Source organism: Salmonella sp. WC3 (genome assembly GCF_042932255.1).
In the GTDB taxonomy this organism is placed as follows: domain Bacteria; phylum Pseudomonadota; class Gammaproteobacteria; order Enterobacterales; family Enterobacteriaceae; genus Salmonella; species Salmonella enterica.
The window spans coordinates 2,213,152-2,236,320 of record NZ_CP170629.1 but is presented as its reverse complement, the minus strand read 5'-3'; the positions used below and the strand labels follow the sequence as shown (position 1 = coordinate 2,236,320).

Annotated in this window: 26 protein-coding genes and 6 pseudogenes; 13 read left to right on the top strand and 19 right to left on the bottom strand. The window is 49.2% G+C overall.

Going from position 1 to position 23,169, the window contains the following annotated elements:
- Positions 1 to 288 precede the first annotated feature (288 nt).
- A pseudogene (locus tag ACFK9X_RS10725) lies at positions 289 to 710 on the top strand (glycosyl hydrolase family 18 protein); the annotation flags it as partial.
- A gap of 175 nt (positions 711 to 885) precedes the next feature.
- Here the strand turns inward: ACFK9X_RS10725 and ACFK9X_RS10720 are convergent.
- The gene (locus ACFK9X_RS10720; protein WP_001046864.1) at positions 886 to 1,164 is read right to left on the bottom strand and encodes a YeaC family protein; all 279 of its coding nucleotides are present in this window, start codon (positions 1,162 to 1,164) and stop codon (positions 886 to 888) included.
- Between the two features lie 41 nt (positions 1,165 to 1,205).
- On the bottom strand, positions 1,206 to 1,619 hold the full coding sequence (gene msrB, locus ACFK9X_RS10715; protein ID WP_001519539.1) for a peptide-methionine (R)-S-oxide reductase MsrB: 414 nt from the start codon (positions 1,617 to 1,619) through the stop codon (positions 1,206 to 1,208).
- 341 nt (positions 1,620 to 1,960) lie between these two features.
- On the opposite strand from msrB, the gene gapA reads away from it, so the two are divergent.
- Positions 1,961 to 2,956, top strand: coding sequence for a glyceraldehyde-3-phosphate dehydrogenase (gene gapA, locus ACFK9X_RS10710; RefSeq protein ID WP_151116385.1), 996 nt, complete (start codon positions 1,961 to 1,963; stop codon positions 2,954 to 2,956).
- A gap of 334 nt (positions 2,957 to 3,290) precedes the next feature.
- A complete protein-coding gene (locus ACFK9X_RS10705) occupies positions 3,291 to 4,175 on the top strand; it encodes a D-hexose-6-phosphate mutarotase (RefSeq protein WP_000608652.1) in 885 nt (294 codons plus the stop codon).
- Between the two features lie 98 nt (positions 4,176 to 4,273).
- Here ACFK9X_RS10705 and ACFK9X_RS10700 read toward each other — a convergent pair whose 3' ends face one another.
- The 3 genes and pseudogenes from ACFK9X_RS10700 to ACFK9X_RS10690 all read right to left on the bottom strand — a co-directional run.
- Positions 4,274 to 5,131, bottom strand: a complete 858-nt coding sequence (locus tag ACFK9X_RS10700; protein WP_151116383.1) for an aldo/keto reductase — start codon at positions 5,129 to 5,131, stop codon at positions 4,274 to 4,276.
- A gap of 96 nt (positions 5,132 to 5,227) precedes the next feature.
- Positions 5,228 to 5,458, bottom strand: a pseudogene (locus ACFK9X_RS10695) (anaerobic sulfatase maturase); the annotation flags it as partial.
- Positions 5,452 to 5,517 (bottom strand): annotated as a pseudogene (locus tag ACFK9X_RS10690) (hypothetical protein); the annotation flags it as partial. The pseudogenes ACFK9X_RS10695 and ACFK9X_RS10690, both read right to left, overlap by 7 nt.
- A gap of 425 nt (positions 5,518 to 5,942) precedes the next feature.
- Between ACFK9X_RS10690 and yeaG the strand changes: the two are divergent.
- Positions 5,943 to 7,877 (top strand): protein kinase YeaG, encoded by a 1,935-nt coding sequence (gene yeaG / locus ACFK9X_RS10685; protein ID WP_151116381.1) that lies wholly within the window; start codon positions 5,943 to 5,945, stop codon positions 7,875 to 7,877.
- A gap of 122 nt (positions 7,878 to 7,999) precedes the next feature.
- On the top strand, positions 8,000 to 9,286 hold the full coding sequence (locus tag ACFK9X_RS10680; protein WP_151116379.1) for a YeaH/YhbH family protein: 1,287 nt from the start codon (positions 8,000 to 8,002) through the stop codon (positions 9,284 to 9,286).
- 149 nt (positions 9,287 to 9,435) lie between these two features.
- Here ACFK9X_RS10680 and ACFK9X_RS10675 read toward each other — a convergent pair whose 3' ends face one another.
- Entirely contained in the window at positions 9,436 to 9,633 is a 198-nt protein-coding gene (locus ACFK9X_RS10675) for a hypothetical protein (RefSeq protein WP_001805136.1), read from the bottom strand.
- 290 nt (positions 9,634 to 9,923) lie between these two features.
- Here ACFK9X_RS10675 and dgcJ point away from each other — a divergent pair.
- Both dgcJ and ACFK9X_RS10665 read left to right on the top strand, forming a co-directional pair.
- Positions 9,924 to 11,417: pseudogene (gene dgcJ, locus ACFK9X_RS10670) on the top strand (diguanylate cyclase DgcJ).
- Positions 11,418 to 11,466: 49 nt separating this feature from the next.
- On the top strand, positions 11,467 to 11,985 hold the full coding sequence (locus ACFK9X_RS10665; RefSeq protein WP_010989016.1) for a YbaK/prolyl-tRNA synthetase associated domain-containing protein: 519 nt from the start codon (positions 11,467 to 11,469) through the stop codon (positions 11,983 to 11,985).
- On the opposite strand, the gene yoaI is transcribed toward ACFK9X_RS10665, so the two are convergent.
- Entirely contained in the window at positions 11,982 to 12,083 is a 102-nt protein-coding gene (gene yoaI / locus ACFK9X_RS10660; RefSeq protein WP_000272238.1) for a small membrane protein YoaI, read from the bottom strand. The two genes, ACFK9X_RS10665 and yoaI, sit on opposite strands and share 4 nt — an antisense overlap.
- A 205-nt stretch (positions 12,084 to 12,288) precedes the next feature.
- On the opposite strand from yoaI, the gene ACFK9X_RS10655 reads away from it, so the two are divergent.
- Positions 12,289 to 12,735, top strand: a complete 447-nt coding sequence (locus ACFK9X_RS10655) for a DUF441 domain-containing protein (RefSeq protein WP_151116377.1) — start codon at positions 12,289 to 12,291, stop codon at positions 12,733 to 12,735.
- Here ACFK9X_RS10655 and ACFK9X_RS10650 read toward each other — a convergent pair.
- On the bottom strand, positions 12,715 to 13,509 hold the full coding sequence (locus tag ACFK9X_RS10650; protein ID WP_151116375.1) for a helix-turn-helix transcriptional regulator: 795 nt from the start codon (positions 13,507 to 13,509) through the stop codon (positions 12,715 to 12,717). The two genes, ACFK9X_RS10655 and ACFK9X_RS10650, sit on opposite strands and share 21 nt — an antisense overlap.
- 100 nt (positions 13,510 to 13,609) lie before the next feature.
- On the opposite strand from ACFK9X_RS10650, the pseudogene ACFK9X_RS10645 reads away from it, so the two are divergent.
- A pseudogene (locus ACFK9X_RS10645) lies at positions 13,610 to 14,794 on the top strand (CynX/NimT family MFS transporter).
- Between the two features lie 118 nt (positions 14,795 to 14,912).
- Positions 14,913 to 15,260, top strand: coding sequence for a DUF488 domain-containing protein (locus ACFK9X_RS10640; protein ID WP_001222530.1), 348 nt, complete (start codon positions 14,913 to 14,915; stop codon positions 15,258 to 15,260).
- Here ACFK9X_RS10640 and ACFK9X_RS10635 read toward each other — a convergent pair.
- Together ACFK9X_RS10635 and ACFK9X_RS10630 are read right to left on the bottom strand one after the other, a co-directional pair.
- Complete coding sequence (locus ACFK9X_RS10635; protein WP_000487129.1) at positions 15,246 to 15,557, bottom strand: hypothetical protein; 312 nt, start codon at positions 15,555 to 15,557, stop codon at positions 15,246 to 15,248. The two genes, ACFK9X_RS10640 and ACFK9X_RS10635, sit on opposite strands and share 15 nt — an antisense overlap.
- A 68-nt stretch (positions 15,558 to 15,625) precedes the next feature.
- On the bottom strand, positions 15,626 to 15,877 hold the full coding sequence (locus ACFK9X_RS10630; RefSeq protein ID WP_000673491.1) for a DUF333 domain-containing protein: 252 nt from the start codon (positions 15,875 to 15,877) through the stop codon (positions 15,626 to 15,628).
- 195 nt (positions 15,878 to 16,072) lie between these two features.
- Here ACFK9X_RS10630 and ACFK9X_RS10625 point away from each other — a divergent pair, with 195 nt between their 5' ends.
- Positions 16,073 to 16,171 (top strand): YoaK family small membrane protein, encoded by a 99-nt coding sequence (locus tag ACFK9X_RS10625; protein WP_001589065.1) that lies wholly within the window; start codon positions 16,073 to 16,075, stop codon positions 16,169 to 16,171.
- Positions 16,172 to 16,309: 138 nt separating this feature from the next.
- On the opposite strand, the gene ACFK9X_RS10620 is transcribed toward ACFK9X_RS10625, so the two are convergent.
- The 6 genes from ACFK9X_RS10620 to ACFK9X_RS10595 form a co-directional block, all read right to left on the bottom strand.
- On the bottom strand, positions 16,310 to 16,558 hold the full coding sequence (locus ACFK9X_RS10620) for a GlsB/YeaQ/YmgE family stress response membrane protein (protein ID WP_151116373.1): 249 nt from the start codon (positions 16,556 to 16,558) through the stop codon (positions 16,310 to 16,312).
- 313 nt (positions 16,559 to 16,871) lie between these two features.
- Positions 16,872 to 17,513, bottom strand: coding sequence for a membrane protein (locus ACFK9X_RS10615; protein ID WP_020438048.1), 642 nt, complete (start codon positions 17,511 to 17,513; stop codon positions 16,872 to 16,874).
- Between the two features lie 229 nt (positions 17,514 to 17,742).
- On the bottom strand, positions 17,743 to 17,925 hold the full coding sequence (locus tag ACFK9X_RS10610) for a DUF1869 domain-containing protein (protein ID WP_000513733.1): 183 nt from the start codon (positions 17,923 to 17,925) through the stop codon (positions 17,743 to 17,745).
- 2 nt (positions 17,926 to 17,927) lie between these two features.
- A complete protein-coding gene (gene yeaR / locus ACFK9X_RS10605) occupies positions 17,928 to 18,290 on the bottom strand; it encodes a DUF1971 domain-containing protein YeaR (RefSeq protein ID WP_001248993.1) in 363 nt (120 codons plus the stop codon).
- A gap of 172 nt (positions 18,291 to 18,462) precedes the next feature.
- Positions 18,463 to 19,101 carry a leucine efflux protein LeuE gene (gene leuE / locus ACFK9X_RS10600; RefSeq protein WP_151116371.1) on the bottom strand — a complete coding sequence of 213 codons (639 nt, stop codon included), beginning with the start codon at positions 19,099 to 19,101 and terminating at the stop codon, positions 18,463 to 18,465.
- Positions 19,102 to 19,298: 197 nt separating this feature from the next.
- Positions 19,299 to 19,844, bottom strand: a complete 546-nt coding sequence (locus ACFK9X_RS10595; RefSeq protein ID WP_023260149.1) for a chorismate mutase — start codon at positions 19,842 to 19,844, stop codon at positions 19,299 to 19,301.
- 111 nt (positions 19,845 to 19,955) lie between these two features.
- Between ACFK9X_RS10595 and ACFK9X_RS10590 the strand changes: the two are divergent.
- Together ACFK9X_RS10590 and ACFK9X_RS10585 are read left to right on the top strand one after the other, a co-directional pair.
- A pseudogene (locus ACFK9X_RS10590) lies at positions 19,956 to 20,080 on the top strand (hypothetical protein); the annotation flags it as partial.
- A 78-nt stretch (positions 20,081 to 20,158) separates the two neighbouring features.
- Complete coding sequence (locus ACFK9X_RS10585; RefSeq protein WP_000208086.1) at positions 20,159 to 20,407, top strand: biofilm/acid-resistance regulator YmgB/AriR; 249 nt, start codon at positions 20,159 to 20,161, stop codon at positions 20,405 to 20,407.
- A 254-nt stretch (positions 20,408 to 20,661) separates the two neighbouring features.
- On the opposite strand, the gene ACFK9X_RS10580 is transcribed toward ACFK9X_RS10585, so the two are convergent.
- The 3 genes from ACFK9X_RS10580 to aadA all read right to left on the bottom strand — a co-directional run bounded on the left by ACFK9X_RS10580 (position 20,662) and on the right by aadA (position 23,105).
- Positions 20,662 to 21,510, bottom strand: a complete 849-nt coding sequence (locus tag ACFK9X_RS10580; protein ID WP_000190263.1) for a MerR family transcriptional regulator — start codon at positions 21,508 to 21,510, stop codon at positions 20,662 to 20,664.
- A 68-nt stretch (positions 21,511 to 21,578) separates the two neighbouring features.
- Positions 21,579 to 22,172 carry a helix-turn-helix transcriptional regulator gene (locus ACFK9X_RS10575; protein WP_151117936.1) on the bottom strand — a complete coding sequence of 198 codons (594 nt, stop codon included), beginning with the start codon at positions 22,170 to 22,172 and terminating at the stop codon, positions 21,579 to 21,581.
- Between the two features lie 144 nt (positions 22,173 to 22,316).
- On the bottom strand, positions 22,317 to 23,105 hold the full coding sequence (aadA, locus tag ACFK9X_RS10570; RefSeq protein ID WP_151116369.1) for a cryptic aminoglycoside nucleotidyltransferase ANT(3'')/ANT(9): 789 nt from the start codon (positions 23,103 to 23,105) through the stop codon (positions 22,317 to 22,319).
- Positions 23,106 to 23,169: the final 64 nt, after the last annotated feature.

Genomic DNA, 23,169 nt, shown 5'->3' with positions numbered 1-23,169 from the left:
TCCTTTGTGTTTGGTGTGCATCAATGCTCATCATACTTAACCATAAAATCTTTAAGGTCAATGATAAATCTTTAAAACACAGATAATGATCTGTATTTACCAACCAAGATCACAAACTCAACGAAACAAACGGCGATAAAACCAAAAAGATGGAAGCCGTATCGCGAAAGACGGCGTGAACGCCTGCGCAGGTTTCCATGGATGAAGACGCTAATCTGCTGCGGTTATTTTTTCGTCACTCCATTCTGTGGCGTGTTTCTGTTTTAGATGTCGAAGAGGATCGTTAAAGAAGCCCGCGCGGTGTTTATTAAACCGGCGCAGAAGATTGTCGACAAATATGGTCTCGATGGGATCGATCTTGACTGGGAATATTCGTTTAACGTCGCATTTAAAAGCGCTTCGTCAGCTAATAGGCCCCAAAAACGGGTCACCCTCGCCGTCGGCGCGAATGCGGAAAGTCCGAAAAGCTGGCTGGACGTGAAAGCTATAGCCCCGTAGCTCGACTTTATCAATTTGATGACTTACGACATGGCCTACGGCACGCAGTATTTCAACGCCAATCCGTATGACTCAAACGCCTGGCCTGCTGCTGTCAGTGAAGTCTGCCGGGGGAAAGCGCTGTTTGCCCTCCCTTATGAAAATCCGCGCTCGGTGGCGATCAACGCGGACCAGATTAAAAAGCGCGGGCTGGCTGGCGCAAGTTCTGGGAATAGGCCGCCGATGACAATAATCAGTTAGCGAAACAGTTGGCGGACTCGATGTACATTAAGCGTTAATGGGTAAAAATATGGCGGGCCTGTGCCTGGCAGCAATGAGCAGGCACGGTAAGCACAACGCATTGGCAATGAAACCGCCGGATGGCGGCTACCTCTTATCCGGCTGCCGTTACTGCATTTTCAATGTCGCAATCGGCTTTGACGTAATACCGAAATCCGCTTTGAGCTGCTGCTTGCTTTTCATCACCATCTGACCGTGAGTATCGATCGTCATATGTTGCGCTTCGGTATTGTGCCGCGCCTGCCATAGCATCACCAGTTGCAGGCTGTTTTCTTTCTGTTCCGGCGTCAACGCCACGCCATCCGGCCACTTACCCAGCTCAACGGCGGTGGATAAACGTTGATACACTTCCGGCGTCATGCTGTTAATGATCTCATCAAGATTCATGATGTGTCCGCTCCTGTGGAATAATTTGCTGAATCGTTTTTTCAGCCTTTCAGTTGATCGCCGTTTTTCTCGTCAGAAAAGGCCAGCGAGGCCGAGTTAACGCAATAGCGCTCACCGGTTGGCTGCGGCCCGTCCGGGAAAACGTGTCCGAGATGCGCATCGCAGTTACCGCAACGAATTTCGACACGCTGCATTCCATGAGAAAAATCGTCTATGTAACGAATCGCCTCTTCGCTGACAGGCTGGTAAAAGCTAGGCCAGCCGCAGCCTGAATCGTATTTGGTGTGGGAGTGAAAAAGCGGCGTATCACAGACCAGGCAGTGATAAACCCCATCGCGTTTATTATGTAGCAGGCGTCCGGTAAATGGCGGTTCTGTGCCACGATCCTGCGTCACGTAGAATTGCATTTCGGACAATTTTTTCTTGAGTTCTTCTGCTGAAGGTTGGTTAGCCATTTGCTCACATCTCACTTTAAACGTGCTCACATTGCCTGACCGATTCTAACAAAACATTAACACCTCAGTACCAACTTTTGTTCTAAACTTGATCATTGCGAAATGGCGGCTCACGAATCGTGACTGATGTCACATTATTATCTCGGTTGCCCTTTAAAATTCGGGGCGGCGCCCCCATGTGGTTTCAAGCCGAAAGGAAGAGTGAGGCGAATCAGCCGCGCAAAGGTTGTGCAGAGGATTGATTTGTCGCAATGATTGACACGATTCCGCTTGACGCTGCGTAAGGTTTTTGTAATTTTACAGGCAACCTTTTATTCACTAACAAATAGCTGGTGGAATATATGACTATCAAAGTAGGTATCAACGGTTTTGGCCGTATCGGTCGCATTGTTTTCCGTGCTGCTCAGAAACGTTCTGACATCGAGATCGTTGCAATCAACGACCTGTTAGACGCAGAGTACATGGCATACATGCTGAAATATGACTCCACTCACGGCCGTTTCGACGGTACTGTTGAAGTGAAAGACGGTCATCTGATCGTTAACAGTAAAAAAATCCGTGTTACCGCTGAACGCGATCCGGCTAACCTGAAATGGGACGAAGTTGGTGTTGACGTAGTGGCTGAAGCTACCGGTATCTTCCTGACTGACGAAACCGCGCGTAAACACATCACCGCTGGCGCGAAAAAAGTGGTTCTGACGGGCCCGTCTAAAGACAACACCCCAATGTTTGTTAAAGGCGCTAACTTTGACAAATACGAAGGCCAGGACATCGTTTCCAACGCTTCCTGCACCACCAACTGCCTGGCGCCGCTGGCTAAAGTTATCAACGACAACTTCGGCATCATCGAAGGTCTGATGACCACTGTTCACGCGACTACCGCAACCCAGAAAACCGTTGACGGCCCGTCTCACAAAGACTGGCGCGGCGGCCGCGGTGCATCTCAGAACATCATCCCGTCCTCTACTGGCGCTGCTAAAGCGGTAGGTAAAGTACTGCCTGAACTGAATGGCAAACTGACCGGTATGGCGTTCCGCGTTCCGACTCCGAACGTATCCGTTGTTGACCTGACTGTTCGTCTGGAAAAAGCGGCTACCTACGAGCAGATCAAAGCTGCTGTTAAAGCTGCTGCCGAAGGCGAAATGAAAGGCGTTCTGGGTTACACCGAAGACGACGTTGTATCTACCGATTTCAACGGCGAAGTATGCACCTCCGTGTTCGATGCTAAAGCAGGCATCGCGCTGAACGACAACTTCGTGAAACTGGTCTCCTGGTACGACAACGAAACCGGTTACTCTAACAAAGTACTGGACCTGATTGCTCACATCTCCAAATAAGTTGAGATGACACAGTCATTGGTAAGAGCGACTCAGGTCGCTCTTTTTTTTTGCTTAAAGATATACCCGTCATACTTCAAGTTGCAGGTGTGTTGGCTATGCTTTCTCACCCGAATCACTGACGGAAGTCGAACTTATCGGGATGAATCAGGGATGTCCATGTCCCTGGCCGAAGGTTACCTACGGTTGTTCAAATTCGTTCCCGATGAATTTGTCGTCACTTGCCGCGTTACTCGGCCTGCGGCCTCGCCTCTACGGGCCAGCGCAAGCACTGGTCAAGGCACAAGCGCCTTGTCATGCAACTCGAATTATTTAGGGTTAAGAGGATTGCGTAATGATTAATAAAATTTTTGCCCTCCCGGTTATCGAACAGCTTACCCCTGTCCTTTCCCGTCGTCAGCTTGATGACCTGGATCTGATCGTCGTTGACCATCCGCAGGTTAAAGCCTCTTTTGCATTACAGGGCGCGCACCTTCTCTCCTGGAAACCCATTGGCGAGGAAGAGGTATTGTGGCTCAGTAATAATACGCCTTTCAAAACCGGCGTGGCGCTACGCGGCGGTGTACCGATCTGCTGGCCCTGGTTTGGACCTGCGGCTCAACAGGGTCTGCCGTCACACGGCTTTGCGCGTAATCTACCGTGGGCGCTAAAAGCGCATAATGAAGATGATAATGGCGTAATGCTGACATTTGAGCTGCAAAGCAGTGAGGCCACCCGGAAATACTGGCCGCACGATTTCACGCTGCTGGCACGTTTTAAAGTGGGCAAAACCTGTGAAATTGAACTGGAAGCGCATGGCGAGTTTGCAACCACATCCGCGCTCCACAGCTATTTTAACGTTGGCGACATCGCCAACGTTAAGGTCAGCGGACTCGGCGATCGGTTTATTGATAAAGTTAACGACGCTAAAGAAGGTGTCCTGACCGACGGTATACAAACCTTTCCGGACCGTACCGATCGCGTTTACCTCAATCCTGAAGCATGTAGCGTGATCCACGATGCGACATTAAACCGCACGATTGATGTGGTCCACCACCATCACCTTAACGTCGTAGGCTGGAACCCTGGCCCGGCGTTGTCCGTTAGCATGGGCGACATGCCGGATGACGGCTATAAAACGTTTGTCTGCGTTGAAACGGTTTACGCTACTGCGCCGCAACAAGCCACAGAAGAAAAGCCCTCTCGTCTGGCGCAGACTATCTGCGTCGCTAAACGCTAAAAGTGAATGGATAACGGCGTTGCTATAGGATCTGAAAGGCGTCAGCCGCCATCAGGCATGACCTGCCGGATGGCGGCGCTTACACATTTTATCCGGCGTCACACCATATCCAACGCGGTTTTCCCTTTTGGCGCAGGCCAGGCGTTGTCCAGTAAGGCAAGTTCGTTTGCTGACAAGGTAATCTCAAGCGCCGCCGCATTTTGCTTCACGTGTTCTGTACTTCCGGTTTTCGGGATCGCCATCACGCCCGGATGCGCAATCACCCACGTCAGTAAGATTTGCGCCGCCGTAGCGTTATGCGCTTGCGCAATTTCATTCACCACCGGATGATTCAGTAAACCGCTACGTAATCGGCCAGCCTGCGCCAGCGGGCTGTAGGCCATCACTGGCATTCGCTGTTGTTGACACCACGGCAATAAATCATACTCAATACCGCGTGACGCCAGATGATAAAGCACCTGATTTGTCGCGCATTGCTGTCCCCCAGGGATGCGCCACAGCGCCTGCATATCGTCATAATCAAGATTAGAGACTCCCCAACGGCGAATTTTCCCCTGCGCGATTAGCCGCTCCATACCTTCAACGGTCTCTTCGAATGAAAAGCTTCCGGCCCAGTGCAATAGATAGAGATCGAGATAATCTGTTTTCAGACGACGCAGGCTTTCCTCACAGGCGGCAACTATCTTCTGGCCGCCAGCGTTCCACGGGTACACTTTTGACACCAGAAACGCCTCATCGCGTCGCCCTGCTAACGCCTCGCCCACGACCTTTTCCGCCCCGCCGTCGGCATACATTTCCGCTGTATCAATAAGGCGTAACCCCAAATCCAGCCCCGCGCGCAACGCCGAAACCTCGCGCTGACGTTGATCCGCGCGCTCGCCCATATACCATGTTCCCTGTCCGATGGCAGGAAGCGTCACCTGCCCGCAAAACGTTACGTTTTTCACTGATTTCATTTCCTTTTCAATGTCACTCGACGGTAAAACAATACAGGACTCTTAGACCCTACGGTAATGTCCGGCATCATACCGCGCAAGGGGGCGATTTTCTTGTCACTGACGAACGTCATCCGCAATCATGTCGACGATGCGGGTAATATGCGCGGCGGGTCGCTGATTCAGTAATAATTGACGCATCACATTCATATAGGGCGTCACATGTTGAAAGAACTCCAGATATCCTTTACAGAGATAATTTTGCCGTTCGCCGCCGTCCATGCAAATTCGATGTTTCGGACAACCGCCGTGACAGGCAAAGCGCCACGTACAGTTCTGGCAGCGTGCGCGACGCTGGCGGATGTTGCAATAAACACGCCAAGAGCCAGAAGTTTAAGTTTGGTCACAATCCATAATTCCTTATTCAAATGTTCTGCGGCAAAAGTGTAACCGCCAATACCTGTAAGCCCAACTATTTTACACAATGTAACCGTTTAATATCACCATCACCGATTATTTTCAGATGATCGGCTGATGATCGTTATGTGACCGGGAACGCTTTTTCTGATATCCACCAGCCTTTTCTACCTGATGAGTTATTGATATGTCATCGAAATCCACTGACGCGTACAGGCAAGTTTTGCAAATGCCATCTACGCTTAATGTTAAGAAGGTGTATCACCGGACACGTTGATCTTCTGACCAATAAAATGGCATGAGAGTTGCTTTTTTTCCTTAGCAGAGACGGCGTTCAGTCTACCTCTTCCGGGAGCCTCTACTATTCATATGAACGGCTCTTAACATGTGCGAAAAAACGAAAGGATGGCATATCATGAATATATTCGATCACTATCGCCAGCGTTACGAAGCTGCCAAGGACGAAGAGTTCACACTGCAGGATTTTCTTACCATTTGTCGGCAAGATCGCAGTGCTTATGCCAACGCGGCAGAGCGGCTATTAATGGCTATCGGCGAGCCTAATATGGTCGACACTGCCCAGGAACCCCGACTTTCCCGACTCTTCTCCAACCGGGTTATTGCTCGCTATCCTGCGTTTGAAGAGTTTTACGGCATGGAAGACGCGATTGAACAGATTGTCTCTTATCTGAAACATGCGGCGCAAGGGCTGGAAGAGAAGAAGCAAATTCTCTATTTGCTGGGACCTGTGGGGGGTGGCAAATCATCGCTCGCTGAACGGCTGAAATCGCTAATGCAGCGCGTGCCAATTTATGTTTTAAGCGCCAACGGCGAGCGTAGTCCGGTCAACGATCATCCATTATGCCTGTTTAATCCGCAGGAAGACGCGCAGATTCTGGAAAAAGAGTACGGTATTCCGCGCCGCTATCTCGGTACGATTATGTCCCCGTGGGCGGCCAAACGCCTGCATGAGTTTGGCGGCGATATTACTAAATTCCGCGTGGTGAAAGTCTGGCCCTCCATTCTGGAGCAGATTGCCATCGCCAAAACGGAACCCGGCGATGAAAACAACCAGGATATTTCGGCGCTGGTCGGCAAGGTGGATATTCGTAAACTCGAACATCACGCCCAGAACGATCCGGATGCGTATGGTTACTCTGGCGCGCTGTGCCGCGCTAACCAGGGGATCATGGAGTTCGTCGAGATGTTTAAAGCGCCTATTAAGGTGCTGCACCCCTTGCTGACCGCAACTCAGGAAGGTAACTACAATGGTACGGAAGGTATTTCCGCCCTGCCCTTTAATGGCATCATACTTGCCCACTCAAACGAATCTGAATGGGTGACTTTCCGTAACAATAAAAATAACGAAGCGTTCCTCGACCGTGTCTATATCGTGAAGGTGCCTTATTGCCTGCGAATCTCCGAAGAGATCAAAATCTACGAGAAACTGCTTAATCATAGCGAGCTGGCTCATGCGCCCTGCGCGCCGGGCACGTTGGAAACGCTTTCGCGCTTCTCGATTCTTTCCCGCCTGAAAGAGCCGGAAAATTCCAGTATTTACTCGAAAATGCGCGTTTATGACGGTGAAAGCCTGAAAGATACCGACCCTAAAGCTAAATCGTACCAGGAGTATCGCGACTATGCGGGCGTGGACGAAGGGATGAACGGTCTCTCCACCCGATTCGCCTTTAAGATCCTCTCCCGCGTATTCAACTTCGACCATGTGGAAGTGGCGGCAAACCCGGTACATCTGTTCTACGTTCTGGAACAACAAATCGAGCGTGAACAGTTCCCGCAGGAGCAAGCTGAGCGTTATCTGGAGTTCCTGAAAGGCTACCTGATCCCGAAATACGCCGAATTTATCGGCAAGGAGATCCAGACGGCCTATCTCGAATCTTATTCTGAGTACGGGCAGAACATTTTTGATCGTTACGTGACTTATGCGGATTTCTGGATTCAGGATCAGGAGTATCGCGACCCGGATACCGGTCAACTGTTCGATCGCGAGTCGCTGAACGCCGAGCTGGAAAAAATTGAAAAGCCAGCGGGTATCAGTAACCCGAAAGATTTCCGTAATGAGATAGTAAACTTTGTCCTGCGCGCCAGAGCCAACAATAGCGGCCGTAATCCAAACTGGACCAGTTACGAGAAGCTGCGCACGGTGATTGAGAAAAAAATGTTCTCTAATACTGAAGAGCTGTTGCCGGTCATTTCTTTTAACGCCAAAACGTCGACTGACGAGCAGAAAAAGCATGACGACTTTGTCGATCGGATGATGGAGAAAGGGTATACCCGTAAGCAGGTTCGTTTTTTGTGCGAGTGGTACCTGCGCGTGCGTAAATCGTCGTGATGTTAATGCCCGGTGGCGCTTGCGCTTACCGGGCCTACAAAGTAATGTTCTGTAGACTGGCTAAGCGTTAGCGCTATCCGGCACTGACAGAACAGGCGCTCAGTTGGCAGTACGGGGGGCATATGACCTGGTTCATAGACCGACGTCTTAACGGCAAAAATAAAAGCACGGTGAATCGCCAGCGCTTTTTGCGCCGTTATAAAGCACAAATTAAGCAGTCAATTTCCGAAGCGATTAATAAACGCTCAGTGACCGATGTCGACAGCGGAGAGTCCGTCTCTATTCCAACCGATGATATTAGCGAACCGATGTTTCATCAGGGGCGCGGCGGTCTGCGCCATCGCGTCCATCCGGGTAACGATCACTTTATCCAGAATGATCGCATTGAGCGTCCGCAAGGCGGTGGCGGCGGCGGTTCCGGCAGCGGTCAAGGTCAGGCCAGCCAGGACGGCGAAGGCCAGGATGAGTTTGTTTTTCAGATTTCAAAAGATGAGTATCTGGATCTGCTCTTTGAAGATTTAGCACTGCCTAATCTGAAAAAAAACCAGCATCGCCAGCTTAACGAGTATAAAACTCACCGCGCCGGTTTCACCTCAAACGGCGTGCCGACCAATATCAGCGTGGTACGTTCGCTACAAAACTCTCTGGCGCGCCGTACAGCAATGACGGCAGGAAAACGCCGCGAACTGCACGCCCTGGAAACGGAACTGGAGACCATCAGCCACAGCGAACCAGCGCAACTGCTTGAAGAGGAGCGGTTACGTCGGGAGATTGCCGAACTACGGGCTAAAATCGAGCGAGTGCCGTTTATAGACACCTTTGATTTACGCTATAAAAATTATGAAAAACGGCCTGAGCCCTCCAGCCAGGCGGTGATGTTCTGTCTGATGGACGTCTCGGGTTCGATGGACCAGGCAACCAAAGATATGGCCAAGCGTTTTTACATTCTGCTCTATCTGTTTTTGAGCCGAACGTATAAGAACGTAGAAGTGGTTTATATCCGCCACCATACCCAGGCGAAGGAAGTGGACGAACATGAGTTCTTTTATTCGCAAGAGACCGGGGGGACGATTGTCTCCAGCGCGCTTAAACTCATGGATGAAGTGGTTAAAGAGCGCTACGACCCCGGTCAGTGGAACATCTATGCGGCACAAGCGTCAGACGGTGATAACTGGGCCGACGACTCACCGCTGTGCCATGAGATTCTGGCGAAAAAGCTGCTGCCGGTAGTGCGCTATTACAGCTATATTGAGATTACCCGCCGCGCCCACCAGACCTTATGGCGCGAGTATGAACATCTGCAGGCGACGTTCGATAACTTCGCCATGCAGCATATTCGCGATCAGGAGGATATTTATCCGGTATTCCGCGAATTGTTTCAGAAACAGAGCGCCAATCAAAGCGCATAACCATAAATCAGCCCGTAATGAGTCACGGGCTGATTTATCACTAACAAGGCAATTATACATACTACCACTACAATAGCCGTAAACCTGTATATCTCCTGACTGGATTAACCTTACATGCGCCGACTTATCACTGAAATACTATGGATTTATTAATGCCAGCAATACTCACCAAAAGGTGGCGGTAATTGCAGAGAATCAGGTTTTTGCAGCTTACAAAAAAGCCATGGACCCGAAAAATCAAAATCCCACGGGCTATCACTACCCGACGCTGCCATAGCAGACGACGTGAACCCCGCAGCCAGCAATGCAAAAAGAAAAATTGTTGCCATTTCTTTAAATCGTTTCATAGTGCCTCCGAACGGAAGTACATTATTATCCTTACCACTTCACACTCCTTTCACGTAATAAAGGCTATTTTATTTTCGTTAGTGTTAAATCGATGCCGTTAATTAACAATTTACTTTTTGCGACAATAGTCACGACTGAAAATATCAACACCATATATTATTGAATTTATTAAATCGAGAATGATTTTTATTCCATAACATCAACACGTTTTATTTTTAAACAGTCTATTAGAGGAATTCTCATCGCTATGGTAAACTAACGCATCCGACTTTCAGGGCTGTAGTTCATCATGAATTTGCATCATAAAGCGCTCAGGCACTTTATCTCGGCAAGCGTCATCGTTTTGACATCGTCCTTCCTGATTTACGAACTTATTGCCAGCGACAGGGCAATGAATGCCTATATGCGTTATATCATGGAGAGAGCCGATTCGTCGTTTTTGTACGATAAGTACCAGAATCAAAGCATCGCCGCACATTTGATGCGAACTTTTGAAGCGCCGGGAGACCCCGTCACCGCAGAAAAACGCCGCGCTTTTTGCGACGCCTTTGAGGCTATTAACGGTACGCACGGTGTCAACCTGACCCGGCATAATTACCCGGCGCTACATGGCACTCTGCAAACTGCCGCTACACAATGTACCGATAATCTTGATGACGCCCTTTTACTGCCTGCATTTGATCAGGCGGTAAGCATCAACCGTTCGCAGGACGACCACAGTCATGGGCTGGGCACACTGGAGCTTAAATTCCGTTATTACGTTGATTTAAATAAACATTATGTCTATTTCTATGATTTAATCAACTCACGGCGCTTCGCCATGCATCGTTGGACTTTTTTACAAAAAGGCACAATGGGTATTAACAGAAAAGATATAGATAAACTTTTTACCGGCCGTACGGTTATTTCAAGTATTTACATGGATGATATTACCCAGGAAAACGTCATGAGCTTTTTAACGCCAGTCTATCTGGCGGGAACGTTAAAAGGTATCGTGATGGTGGATGTTAACCAGGATAATTTAAAAAATATTTTTTATACCTAGGACCGTCCGCTGGTTTGGCGTTATCTTAACGTAACACTAAAGGATATGGACTCCGGAAAAGAAATTATTATTAATCAAAGCAAAAATAATCTGTTTCAATATGTGAATTATAGCCATGATATCCCGGGTGGACTGCGCGTTTCGTTGTCCCTTGATTTAACCTATTTCCTTGTCTCGTCCTGGAAAGCGCTGGCCTTTTACTTACTGGCAACGGCGCTCCTGCTTAATATGGTACGGATGCACTTTCGGCTTTATCGCAACGTCACACGCGAAAATATTAGCGATGCCATGACCGGGCTTTACAACCGTAAAATATTAACACCGGAGCTGGAACAGCGACTGCAACGCCTGGTCAATGCCGGGACGCCGGTGACATTTGTCGCTATTGATTGCGATAGGTTAAAACTGATCAACGATACCCAGGGGCACCAGGAAGGCGACCGAATTATAACCCTGTTGGCGAAAGCGATTAAAACATCGATTCGTAAAAGCGATTACGCCATTCGCCTCGGCGGCGATGAGTTCTGTATTATTCTTGTTGATTACGCGGCGGATTTGGCTATCCATCTGCCGGAGCGTATTATTCGTAACCTGCAAATTATCGCACCGGATAAGACAGTCCATTTTTCTGCCGGGATTTATAATATGCAGCCCAATGATACGATTAATGATGCCTACCAGGCTTCCGATGCGCAGCTCTATCTGAACAAACAACAAAAACAACATCGTTCATCATAGTGCTTCGCAGTAAATGTTCATATTGCACCAGGAGTGAGAAATGGCCGAAATGACTGAAGTCGCGAAGGGTGTCGCTACACACCAACGTTTAGTGGCTTTATTAACCCAGGAGAACGCGCGCTATCGTGTGGTGAACCATGAAGCGGTAGGGAAATGCGAAGCGGTATCTGAAATACGCGGTACTGCGCTGGGCCAGGGCGCAAAAGCGCTGGTCTGTAAAGTCAAAGGCAACGGCGTCAACCAGCACGTTCTTGCTATTCTGGCGGCCGATCAGCAAGCCGACCTCTCTCAGCTTGCTTCACATCTGGGCGGCTTACGCGCTTCCCTTGCCAGCCCGGCGGAAGTCGATATGCTGACCGGCTGCGTTTTTGGCGCGATCCCGCCTTTCAGTTTTCACCCTAATCTGAAACTGGTCGCCGATCCGCTCCTGTTTGAGCGTTTCGATGAAATTGCCTTTAATGCCGGCCTGCTGGAAAAATCAGTCATTATGAATACACAGGACTATCTGCGCATCGCCCGACCAGAACTGGCAGTCTTCCGCCGCTTTCAGTCATCGCCAACGGCTTAGTCCCCTTCAAGGAGCAATACAGACACAACAATAATGATAAAAATGGCGAAAAACGACGCTGTTATCATCAGCGCTTCAAGAAACGGTGGATCGTACATAATTGTATCCTCAGGAAGACAACAATGACGGTTCACCTGTTAGCAATACGCGGCGTTGATGGCAATTTAATGACAACGCCGTTTTTCACGTAGAAATTGTCTTTCAGGCAGTTGCCTGAAATCCGCATCAATCGTTAAAAAGGCCTGTGCGCTTTCCCGTTTGGGCGTAAAGTAGTCAGGCTTACTTTTTGGCAAGGAAACCATAATGTTTGATGTCACTCTGCTGATCCTGCTCGGACTGGCAGCTCTGGGATTTATTAGCCACAACACCACTGTCGCCGTCTCAATTCTGGTGCTGATTATTGTCCGCGTAACCCCGTTGAATACCTTTTTTCCCTGGATTGAAAAACAGGGGCTCACCGTCGGGATTATCATTCTGACCATCGGCGTGATGGCCCCCATCGCCAGCGGAACCCTACCGTCCTCCACATTGATCCACTCTTTTGTGAACTGGAAATCGCTGGTCGCGATTGCTGTCGGCGTTTTCGTCTCCTGGCTGGGCGGTCGCGGCATTACGCTGATGGGAAACCAACCGCAGCTCGTCGCCGGGCTGCTGGTCGGTACGGTACTTGGCGTCGCGCTGTTTCGCGGCGTGCCGGTCGGCCCACTGATTGCGGCGGGGCTGGTCTCTTTAATTGTGGGGAAGCAGTAACTCGCCCGTCAGATACTGGCCTGGGGTCTGCCCCAGGCCTTTTTTAAACATGGTAATGAATGCCGTGGTGGAATCATAACCCAGCATTTGCGCCGTCTGTTGTACATTACGTCCCGCGATCAGCGCTTGTAGCGCCAGGATTAATTGCAACTGATGACGCCAGCGACGAAAGCTTAGTCCCGTCTCTTTGACGACCAGCCGGGCAAGGTTACGCTCGCTCATCGCGAATACGCTGGCCCACTGCCCTAACGTATTCCATCGCGCGGGCTCCTGCGCCATTGTCTCAACCATTTGGCGAATTTTCGGATGCCCTGATACCGGTAATTGCAATTGTTCCTGCGGCTGCTGCGGCAGTTCATCAAACAACACTTGAATAAGGCGCTGCGTTGGCATTTGCGCTCTTTCGGGATCGGTTCTGCGCGCCAGCGACAAAATCAACTCCCGGCATAACGGCGAAATTTTCAGCGTGCAGCAACGCTCCGACATGACGACCGCCGCAGGTTCAATAAATAAAAAGCACAGCTCCGCCCCTGCGGTCACATGATTACTGTGCGGCAGCGAGCCAGGGAGCCAGACGGCATACTGGGGCGGCACCATCCACATCGCATTTTCCACCTCGCAGGTGATCGCGCCGTGCAGAGCGAGAATCAACTGTCCCTTGCGATGCTGATGGCGAGGGCTAAACAGTTCATCATCCCTGGCGCGAATACAAAAGGCCACAGCGGCATCGTGGTGAAGGTCGGGATCGTAACCGTCCAGTCTCAGGCCAATCATTATATTGTCCGATTTTAGCGATAAATTGTCATTTTAGCTTGATTCATCCAAACAGTAAAAACTGTTAAGGTATCGCCTCGCCTGACGAGATGAGAAAACGATGACGACAACCCTTTCTCCACGCGGCAAACAGGGCGCTTTACTGATTGCCGGTATTTTGATGATAGCCACTACGCTGCGCGTAACATTTACCGGCGCTGCGCCGTTGCTGGAGACAATCCGTTCGGATTACGGTCTTTCCACCGCCCAGACGGGCCTGCTAACAACCTTGCCGCTTCTGGCGTTTGCACTGGTTTCGCCGCTGGCGGCCGGTATTGCCCGCCGGTTTGGGATGGAACGCAGTCTGTTTGCCGCAATGCTGCTGATTTGCGCGGGTATTGCTCTCCGCTCCCTGCCCTCCGCTGCATTGTTGTTTGCCGGAACTGCCATTATTGGGTGCGGGATAGCGCTGGGTAATGTGCTGCTACCAGGATTGATTAAGCGCGATTTTTCACAACATGTCGCCAGGCTGACGGGCGCGTACTCATTGACGATGGGCGCCGCCGCCGCGTTGGGGTCTGCGCTGGTGGTTCCGCTGGCGTTGCACGGTTTTGGCTGGCGCGGCGCGCTGTTAATGCTGATGCTGTTTCCGCTGTTGGCGTTTCTTATCTGGTTGCCGCAGTGGCGCACTACTCGCACAGCTAACCTGAGTAGCTCCCGGGCATTACATGAACGCGGTATCTGGCGTTCGCCTTTAGCCTGGCAAGTTACATTGTTTCTGGGACTTAACTCACTGATTTATTATGTGATCATCGGCTGGTTACCAACAATACTCATCAGCCACGGTTACAGCGAAGCACAGGCAGGATCGCTACATGGCCTGCTGCAACTGGCGACCGCGGCGCCTGGGTTAGCCATTCCGCTTATTTTGCCTCGCTTTAACGATCAACGCTGGATTGCCGCGCTGGTCTCACTCTTGTGCGCAGTGGGCGCGGCGGGGCTTTGGTTTGTGCCGGGCTAGGCGATCATCTGGACGCTACTGTTCGGCTTCGGTTCAGGCGCGACGATGATCCTCGGCCTGACGTTTATCGGCCTGCGCGCCAGTTCGGCGCATCAGGCGGCGGCGCTTTCCGGCATGGCGCAGTCGGTCGGGTATTTACTGGCGGCATGTGGGCCGCCCGTCATGGGAAAACTTCATGATGCCAGCGGTAGCTGGTATCTGCCGCTATCGGGCGTAACGGTTCTGGCTATCATCATGGCGATTTTCGGCCTCTACGCCGGACGCGATCGAGAGATAGCGTCATAAATAAACCTGATATCCACTTGAATGCCTGATGACGCTTCGTTTATCAGGCCTGATCCATTAAAATCATTACCGCTATCCGACAAAAGTACCGTAAGCGACACCATCACAGGAGGGAAAAATGCGAATCCAGTGTAAGCGCGTCTATTTCCCGGCGGAAAAAGACGATGGTTATCGGGTATTGGTTGACAGGCTATGGCCACGCGGCATTAAAAAATCGGCGCTGGTCTATGATGAATGGAATAAGGCCATTACGCCCTCCACCGAATTGCGCAAAGCCTTTCATAGCGAACTGATTGATTTTAACCACTTCGCGCAGCAATACCGGGCAGAACTTGCGCAACAGCATCACGAAGGCAAACGGCTGGCGGATATTGCCCGACACCAGCCGCTAACGTTGCTATACGCCGCTAAAGATACTCGCCAGAACCATGCCATTGTGCTGGCAGAGTGGCTACGAGAGCTGTGATTGTCGTGCCGCCGCCTGGCCTGGTTGTCTGTCCGGGGACAACGGCATCAAATGTTCTGCTCGCACCCAGGCAAAACCGTGCTGACCATCGGCGGAGGCTACGTCGCCCGTAACCAGCCACAGCGCCCGAGGCGCTTCTTTCGGCAGTAAGGTGACGTGTCCATTTACCGGATTAATGAATTCATCTCCGGGTTGGCACAGGCAAAATAGCTCAACCGATTTACCAATATTCCGCCGTCCGGCGGGTGTCTTAGCGCCAATAACTATTGCCAACGCGCCCGGCTTTAACTGAAACATATTTTCTTGCGCCGCATGAAACTCATTATCAGATTGTTCTTAATCATATCCCGTCGGACCGCAGGTTGTCACTTTTTCGTATCAGGGTGCTCTCTGCGCCATAATGCCCACTCATCAATGATTTCGCCATTGGGCAATTTGCAATCGGAACGCACGCCTTGTGGGGTCTGCACCGGCATCAGCGTACCGCCCTGTTGCTCACAGTAGACGGCTGCCGGATTAGGCATCCCAATACGCGGCGGCCTGGGGGCGTTGGGTTGCGACGATGAACAAGCGCTCAGCAGCAATACGCCTGGCAACGCAATCCACGTAAATTTCATAACGACTCCTTAAAGCGATATTTTGTCTAGGATAACCTGGCGGGTACGCTATTTCCATACTTTCTGTCAGCGCTTTAGTGGGTGTTTATCCCGGGTTAAGTCAGCAATAGCCACGCCCTGTCACAAAGCAACCAACCTTTTGTCGCTGAGAAAAGCCTGCTATTCTGGCGCCCCCTGAACAGTGAAGGTCATAGCATGAGAGTGGGTATCCTCTTCCCTGTCGTCATTTTCATTACGGCAATATTATTTTTGGCATGGTTTTTTATTGGCGGTTACGCCGCGCCGGGAGCATAACCATGAGGAAAACAACGATGGTGTTGATGGGCATCGCGCTAATTGCGGTGGCGGGTACCGAACTGGGCTGGTGGTAAATTTATTTTGAATAATAAAGGCTACCTGTCGTAGCCTTTATTATCTCTGAAAGTTCTGCGTTTAACTTTTGATTTTTCTGTAGATTAACAGCACGACAATCGCGCCGATCACCGCGACTGCAAAGCTGCCGAAGTTGAAACCATCCACTTTGCCAAAGCCAAAGAACGTACTGATCCATCCTCCGACTACCGCACCAACGATCCCCAGAATGATCGTCATAAAGAATCCGCCGCCATCTTTACCTAGCATGATCCACTTAGCCAAAATACCCGCAATAAGTCCAAAAATAATCCATGAAAGAATGCCCATTTTTTCCTCACTTATGTCTTAACGTTAGCGGTTTATTTGCCGTTAAAAAGAATAGCACATCGTCAGGAAAGTGAAGTTTGTGATATCCATCACCTTTTAGCGTCGTGGATAAAAGCGCATAAATATCAGGGTTGCAATCATTAATGATAACGATTATCTTTATCAATACCGAGTGGTTGAGTTTATAACCCACCTGTTCGGTACGACATTGCTCACATTGCTTCCAGTATTATTTGCCCGCCTCACCGAGTGCGGGCTTTTTTTGCTAACCGCTATCTATCCCATGCCGAATTCATGGTCTTTTTCAGCCGCGCTATTTTGCGTGATACGGGGTCATCTCCAGCGCAGTACATTCATCCTGCTTGTCCTGCTGCATAAAACCCACGGTCACCATAAACAAACCGATCATAAATGGCACTTCATAAAGCTCTTCAATCAAATCTGTGTAGCGAGCGTTATGCAGGAATATCGGCGACAACCACCGATGATGCTCGACAGTGTCGGAAATCAGATATGAACATGCCGTCACGGTAAACAGCCACAATGGCAGAGGAACGTCCCGCAGACGACGAACAATCTCCTTACGTAGCCCGGCAGAAAACAGGACTGGCAATACCAACGCAGCAATTAATAGCACTGAAATCGTTCTGAACAGCATACGCGGCTCGTCAGGGAAATAGTCACGCCCCCAACTGGTGCTTCTACCCAATAGCACCACCCACCAGACAACAGCCCATAGCCAAAACTGCTTTGCCCCTTCGGGACGGGAAAGTGGCCGTATATACCAGGCGGTAAATAGCGCCCCAAACAGTAACCATAACGCTTGTCCGTTTTCAATCCATCGGACCACCACGCCGTTAAGCAAAGGCAATTGCCAGTCCGCCGTAAACGGGATGACCACAGCGGCAAGCGCAAGAGTAAGTGCTGACGAAGTTAATCGGGTATCGAGTTTCATGATTATAAGACTCTTCTGGTTTTTAATACCCAATCATAAGTTTTATGAATATGCTCTCATTAGCAAACAATGCGATATTCTTAATGTTTTCTTAATGTTTCTTTTCAACCCATGTCTGATGTAAATAAACAGCGCTTTTCAATACGCAAAAACCGCATCACGCTGGCGACGCGCGATGCGGCTTCTCATTTAAAGAATCATTTTATATCAAATAGATACTGCAACATCCTTACCAACCGCAAACGTCGTGTTCGTTTTCGGTATCGTAGGAACGCACGGTATTGACCAAATCCTTCACAACTTCTGCTGCAACTTCAGGTACCAGCAACGTCATCGGTGCTTCCGTTTCATAGTCCACAGAGACGCCGTTGCTATTATTCGTGACCGTGACGGTATAAGTGGCTTTTCCCATTATTATTCTCTCCCGGCATGAATGACTTTTCGTGAGGTCGCCCCTTCCATCAGTACTTCCGGCGCGACAAAAAAGTCGATGTTAAAATAGGTATCATCCGTCATGACCTCAATATTGTGCCACTTTTCCGGAGGAAACACGCCAAACTCGCCGGCATTGATCACCATGATCTCTTCCGGCTCAGAGCAATGTTCATCAGCGTATCCGAGATATTTGACCGCCCCCTGCATCACCGAGAGGCGAGGATAAACGCCGGGTCGCGTTCCCTTATCAAGGTGGCGTTCGAAAATTCCGGCAGGCGCCGTCTCTTTGTTCCAGAAGGGCGTGGAACGTGTATGGATATGATTTTGTGGAATTTGCCGCATTTGCTTCCCTCTTCCCGCAGGTTACTCAGCGATAATCTCATCGCTGTCGTAAAAAGGTTACGCTCCAAAAACAGCATTTTAAATACCATTTATTGGTTACTATTTTGCTGTTTTCCACGCCATAAAACCGAAAGGAGAGCAATGACCCGCCGTTGACGACGGGTCCAGGGGGTTAAGACTGGAGCGTTGCCAGCCGGGCGGCAAATCCGACGAAAAGAAGGCCAATCAACGAATTGCCCACTTTTGCCAGTTTCTTTTTGGTGCCAATATAGTGGGTTACAAAAGCGCCAGAAAGAATTAAAAAGCTCAGATAGCAAAAACTGACGATTTCAAGGGTGGTGGCCAAAATAAAAAATGACACCCCAGTATGCGGCGCAGTAACATCAATAAATTGCACAAAAAAGGAAACATAAAAAAGTATGGCTTTAAGATTCGTCAGGCTAAGAATTAAAGCACGCTTAAAAATAGCGCCAAAAGGAACCACCGTTTCCGTCGCCGCACGCCCTTTTGAGGTCAGAGTGGCGTAAAGAATTTTTGCGCCAAGGTAGAGCAGATAAAACGCGCCGAGATAGCGAACAATGTTAAACAGAACCGGCGTTGTTTTGATCAGCGTCGCCACGCCCGCATACGCCAGAAACATTAATATCGCATCGCCGATAAACACGCCGCATGCGGCAAGATATCCTCCTTTAACCCCGCGTCCCACGCTGTTTTTAAGCACAAAAAGCGTATTCGGCCCCGGCACCAGAACGATAAAAATCGCCCCGACCAGGTACGTCCAATAATTCAGAACACCATACTCCGCGAACACATTAACCTCTTCCTGAAAACATTTACGCTTAGCTGCGAAACAGTATGCTAACGAATGCACCGGAAGATGGGAAGCGAAACCACGTCTCTCCAGGCCGCTATTCCGCCACACTTATATCCCCATCACCCAAAAACGTTCTTGTATCGCGCCCCCCGCAGGCAATCACCAGGTATTGGTCCACGTTTCCTCATGGGGTATTAACGCGCGCGTCGCACCAAAGACAGGGCTGCCAACACATCACTGATATCGCTCTCATTCAGATTCGGCGCATTAAACTTCGCTCTCAGCCACACCATATCGTCGTGGCTGAAAGCGCCGACCATCAAGCGCTGGCTGATAATGATCAACATTTGATTATCAAGTTGTCGAATACGTTGCCGGGTGACCGACAAGGTTTGTATCGGAAAGGAGGGTTCTGAGCCGGTTCGCCACTGCGCTAAATAGCGGTACTGTATCGCTTTACTGGCATCCATTAGCGAACGAATAAAAGGGGTTATCGAATGCGGGTCCAGACCGTTATTTTTCGCTTCTTCTTCAGCCTCGGCAAAAACATTTTGTTCACGCGTGAAATCCTCTATCGGCAGATGGTGCTTCATTTTATAAGCAGCCACATCTTTCATTAATAACATGCGTTCATTGAGCGCGGTTAAGAGCGCGCCAAGCGATACCGACGTTACCGAATCGGCAAAAGTGGTGCTGCACATCAATAAAGAACAAAGAAAAATGGCGATATGACGAATCATTAATCAACCTCCTTTTATGGAGGCCTGACAGTAACTTACCTTTATTAAGATAACATTAAGTAATTATTACAGATGGGTATTAATGCTTATTCGTTGAAACTGGAGTGATAAAAAGAACAGGCCGTTGATTCTACGGAATCTTCCCTTCACTTAAAGTGTATAAAATATACAACAAATCACACAAATGTGATGCACATCACGTTTTTATGATTTTTTATTACGGTTTTATGATATAGGTCTAATTTTAATAGGTCACTAATTTCTCTCCCCCGCTCAGGGAGATCGGCTTCAATTTACATCGAATATGGTGAAATATGACTACCATTACACTAGTCAACGAACAAAATAGTACTGGCAATCCTTTTTCTGCACATATGTTATGTGAACAGCGAGCTATTCAGGAAATTACTTACGAACTATTGCAATCGCAGCAGCATGTCTCAAATAAGGATATCATCGCCAAACTTATTGAAAAACTGGAAACAGAAAAAGACGTAGTGCAGCTTGATATTTACCGTAATGCCTTAGAAGCCGTTTTGTTTCAGACACCTGACGACATCTAATATATACCCAAAATAATTCGAGTTGCTTAAAGGCGGCAAGGGAGTCAGTCCCCAGGAGCATAGATAACTATGTGACTGGGGTGAACGACAAATCTGCCGGGAGCAGATTTGAACGTCGCGTGCGACGGCCCGTCAGGGCGAGGCCCATGGATGGTCCGAGTAATCCGTAGCCAACACATAAGCAACTTGAAGTATGAAGGGTATAAACAAGGGAGGGGGTTACTCCTCCCCTATTCGTTAATAATGCAGATGCCTCAACGTGCGGTGCCTGATTTTTCGTAGCCGTTTGCATGGATTTGCGGTGCAACATGCTGCATGCTTTCTGGCATCTCATGCTGCCGATATACGGCTGGCAGTAATGTTAAGCCTGAGCCATTTTTCACATGAAGACTAAATTTACCCGATTCTTTTAAAGCCTGAATAAGATTTTCCTGCGCGGGAGTTAATGTCTCATCATGCCACAAAACAATATGCTCGAAAGACGTTGATAAAAGATCGGGCATCGGCGCCTGCCAGGGGATGACTTCAACTCGCATACCTTCACTACAATATTTAATCGTTTCCAGCCATAGCTCAATGGGGTCGTTCAGCGAAAACGCAGCAATAAGCATTGTGCCTGCTGGCGCCTTTCGTACGCTACTTAGCTGGAACGTGGCGTATTCAATAATCGCAGTATCCAGTAATGCCTTTTCAAATCGGCGTGCATCATCATCGCCTGCGGACAACCACAGCCGTAAAGGACGCAGTATTGACTCAATGACGATACACGGCGGAATTTCCCGACCATAACGCCAGAGTAATTTTCGCAATTTGGCGGGTTCGAATTTTCTACACTGCGCTAAAATCTCTTCCTGGTAGAATAACCATCCCGAGCGGCAATGCGTTTCTTCACCATAGAGGGCAGGTTTAATCTCTTTTAATGAAAAGCCTTTGCTTAACGCGTCGATAATATGCTGTATTCTGATAGCATCTTCTATGCAATAAAAGCGATTGCCAGCTTCATCTTTGGTAGGTTGAAGCAGGCCATAGCGTTCCCAGGACCTGATATTTGCTGTTGTGACACCACACTGCGCCGCCATTGCGCTAATACTAAAAGTAGCCATGCCTGTCTGGCCTCATGATGATGTAAGAAAGCATAGTGAACCTAAACGCCATCAGAAGCAAATCATTATTAAGCAATGACCTTACTATTTACACGGAAAATTACATTATCAACATTATTTATTGTAAGCCAGTGCGTAAAGGCTTTAGAAACGGACAGTATTTGATAATCCAGAACTGTTCTACAACCTAATTTAGTCAGAACATGGTAGCGTACTGAGTAAATAGTTTTTAAATGTACATTCAGCTCACAGCTTATTTGTCGGATATCCATTCCTTTAACAAGCATCGCCAAAACATTTCTTTCATTCGCCGTTAATCTGACTTTCTCTGACCTGGAAAAAAATTGACCAGCAGCGGCCAAAATCAGTAATTCGCGCCACTCAGCAATAGAGGCATCGACCTTTATTCGATATATAGCATGATGTTCATCAATAAAGTTATATTCATTATGGGTAACAATTCCAATGAGTACCGTTTTAAATGTGGAAGTAATATACTGCTGTACGGTGTAGTAATCGTCGATATCAAAAATAATATAATTTACGTTGCCAGCTATTATTGCGACGTCCTTAAATAAGGACTCCAGACCATAATTAAGAAACAGGTTTTCGCTCAATAGTCTTGTATCTGTCTTTAAAACAGATGATGCGGAACCAGTCATATCCACCTCAACAAAACGAGAGCCATGTGGGAATATCCATTCGATGGCCCGCATAAGATCATCTGCTTACTTCAGCGATGAGAACCTATTAAGTAGTAGTTGAGGAACGCCGTTTGCGCAACCTGACAGACGTCCTGGGGCATCTTATGTGAACTGCGTGGGGATGTGCGCTTTCGCAAAATCCACAAAGCGTACGACCGCAGGCAGCAAAATATGCCAGTCCTGTTGCTCCAGACCTAAATATTCACGCTGCGCCGCACGCAACGTAGCAGCATACTCTTCTGGCAACTGAGGTAACAGCCAGTCAGCCGCCGCATCCTTAGAGGTAAATCTCCCGGTAGAAAGGGTGTACCAGATACGCGCCAGGGTTAAAACGATATGATACTCATCTCCCTGCACATCTGCCGTGGATTGCCAAAGGTCGAGGGGATAACGCAAGGCCTTCAGCAACTGCGCCGCAGGGGCTGGCGTGAACAGCCGTTCCGCGCGTTCTCCCTTTAGCGGTATACTGGTTTCCAGAATCTGGGTTATCAATAACACAATGTCCCAGTCCTGTTGCGCTGGTTCATAAATCCCCTGACAAATGTCCTCTCTTAGCCACTCGCCAAATTGCATTTCCCGGGAAGGTGGAAAACACCAGGGAACCAGCTGCGAATAAAGCACGACAGTGACCTCCAGAGCGCGTTTTTCTGCTGACGCCCCCGGCGGCGATGAAAGCGCCAGCAATTCCTGCATCAGCGTTGCGCGTTGGGCCTCCGTCAGCGGCTGGCATATTGTCACCAGCAGATCAATGTCGCTGTTTGGCTTCAGACCGCCCGCGACAGCGGAACCATATAAATGAATAGCACGCAACGTATCGCCTGTGACACGAGTAATCAGGCGACACGCCGCTTCCGTTTGGCATTGAATCGAGGGCGGTATGGACAGCGTCATCGTTGCTCCGGGGGCGCAGGTATTTTTTATATTGATTGCCAGAAATATGGCATAACGGCAGAAA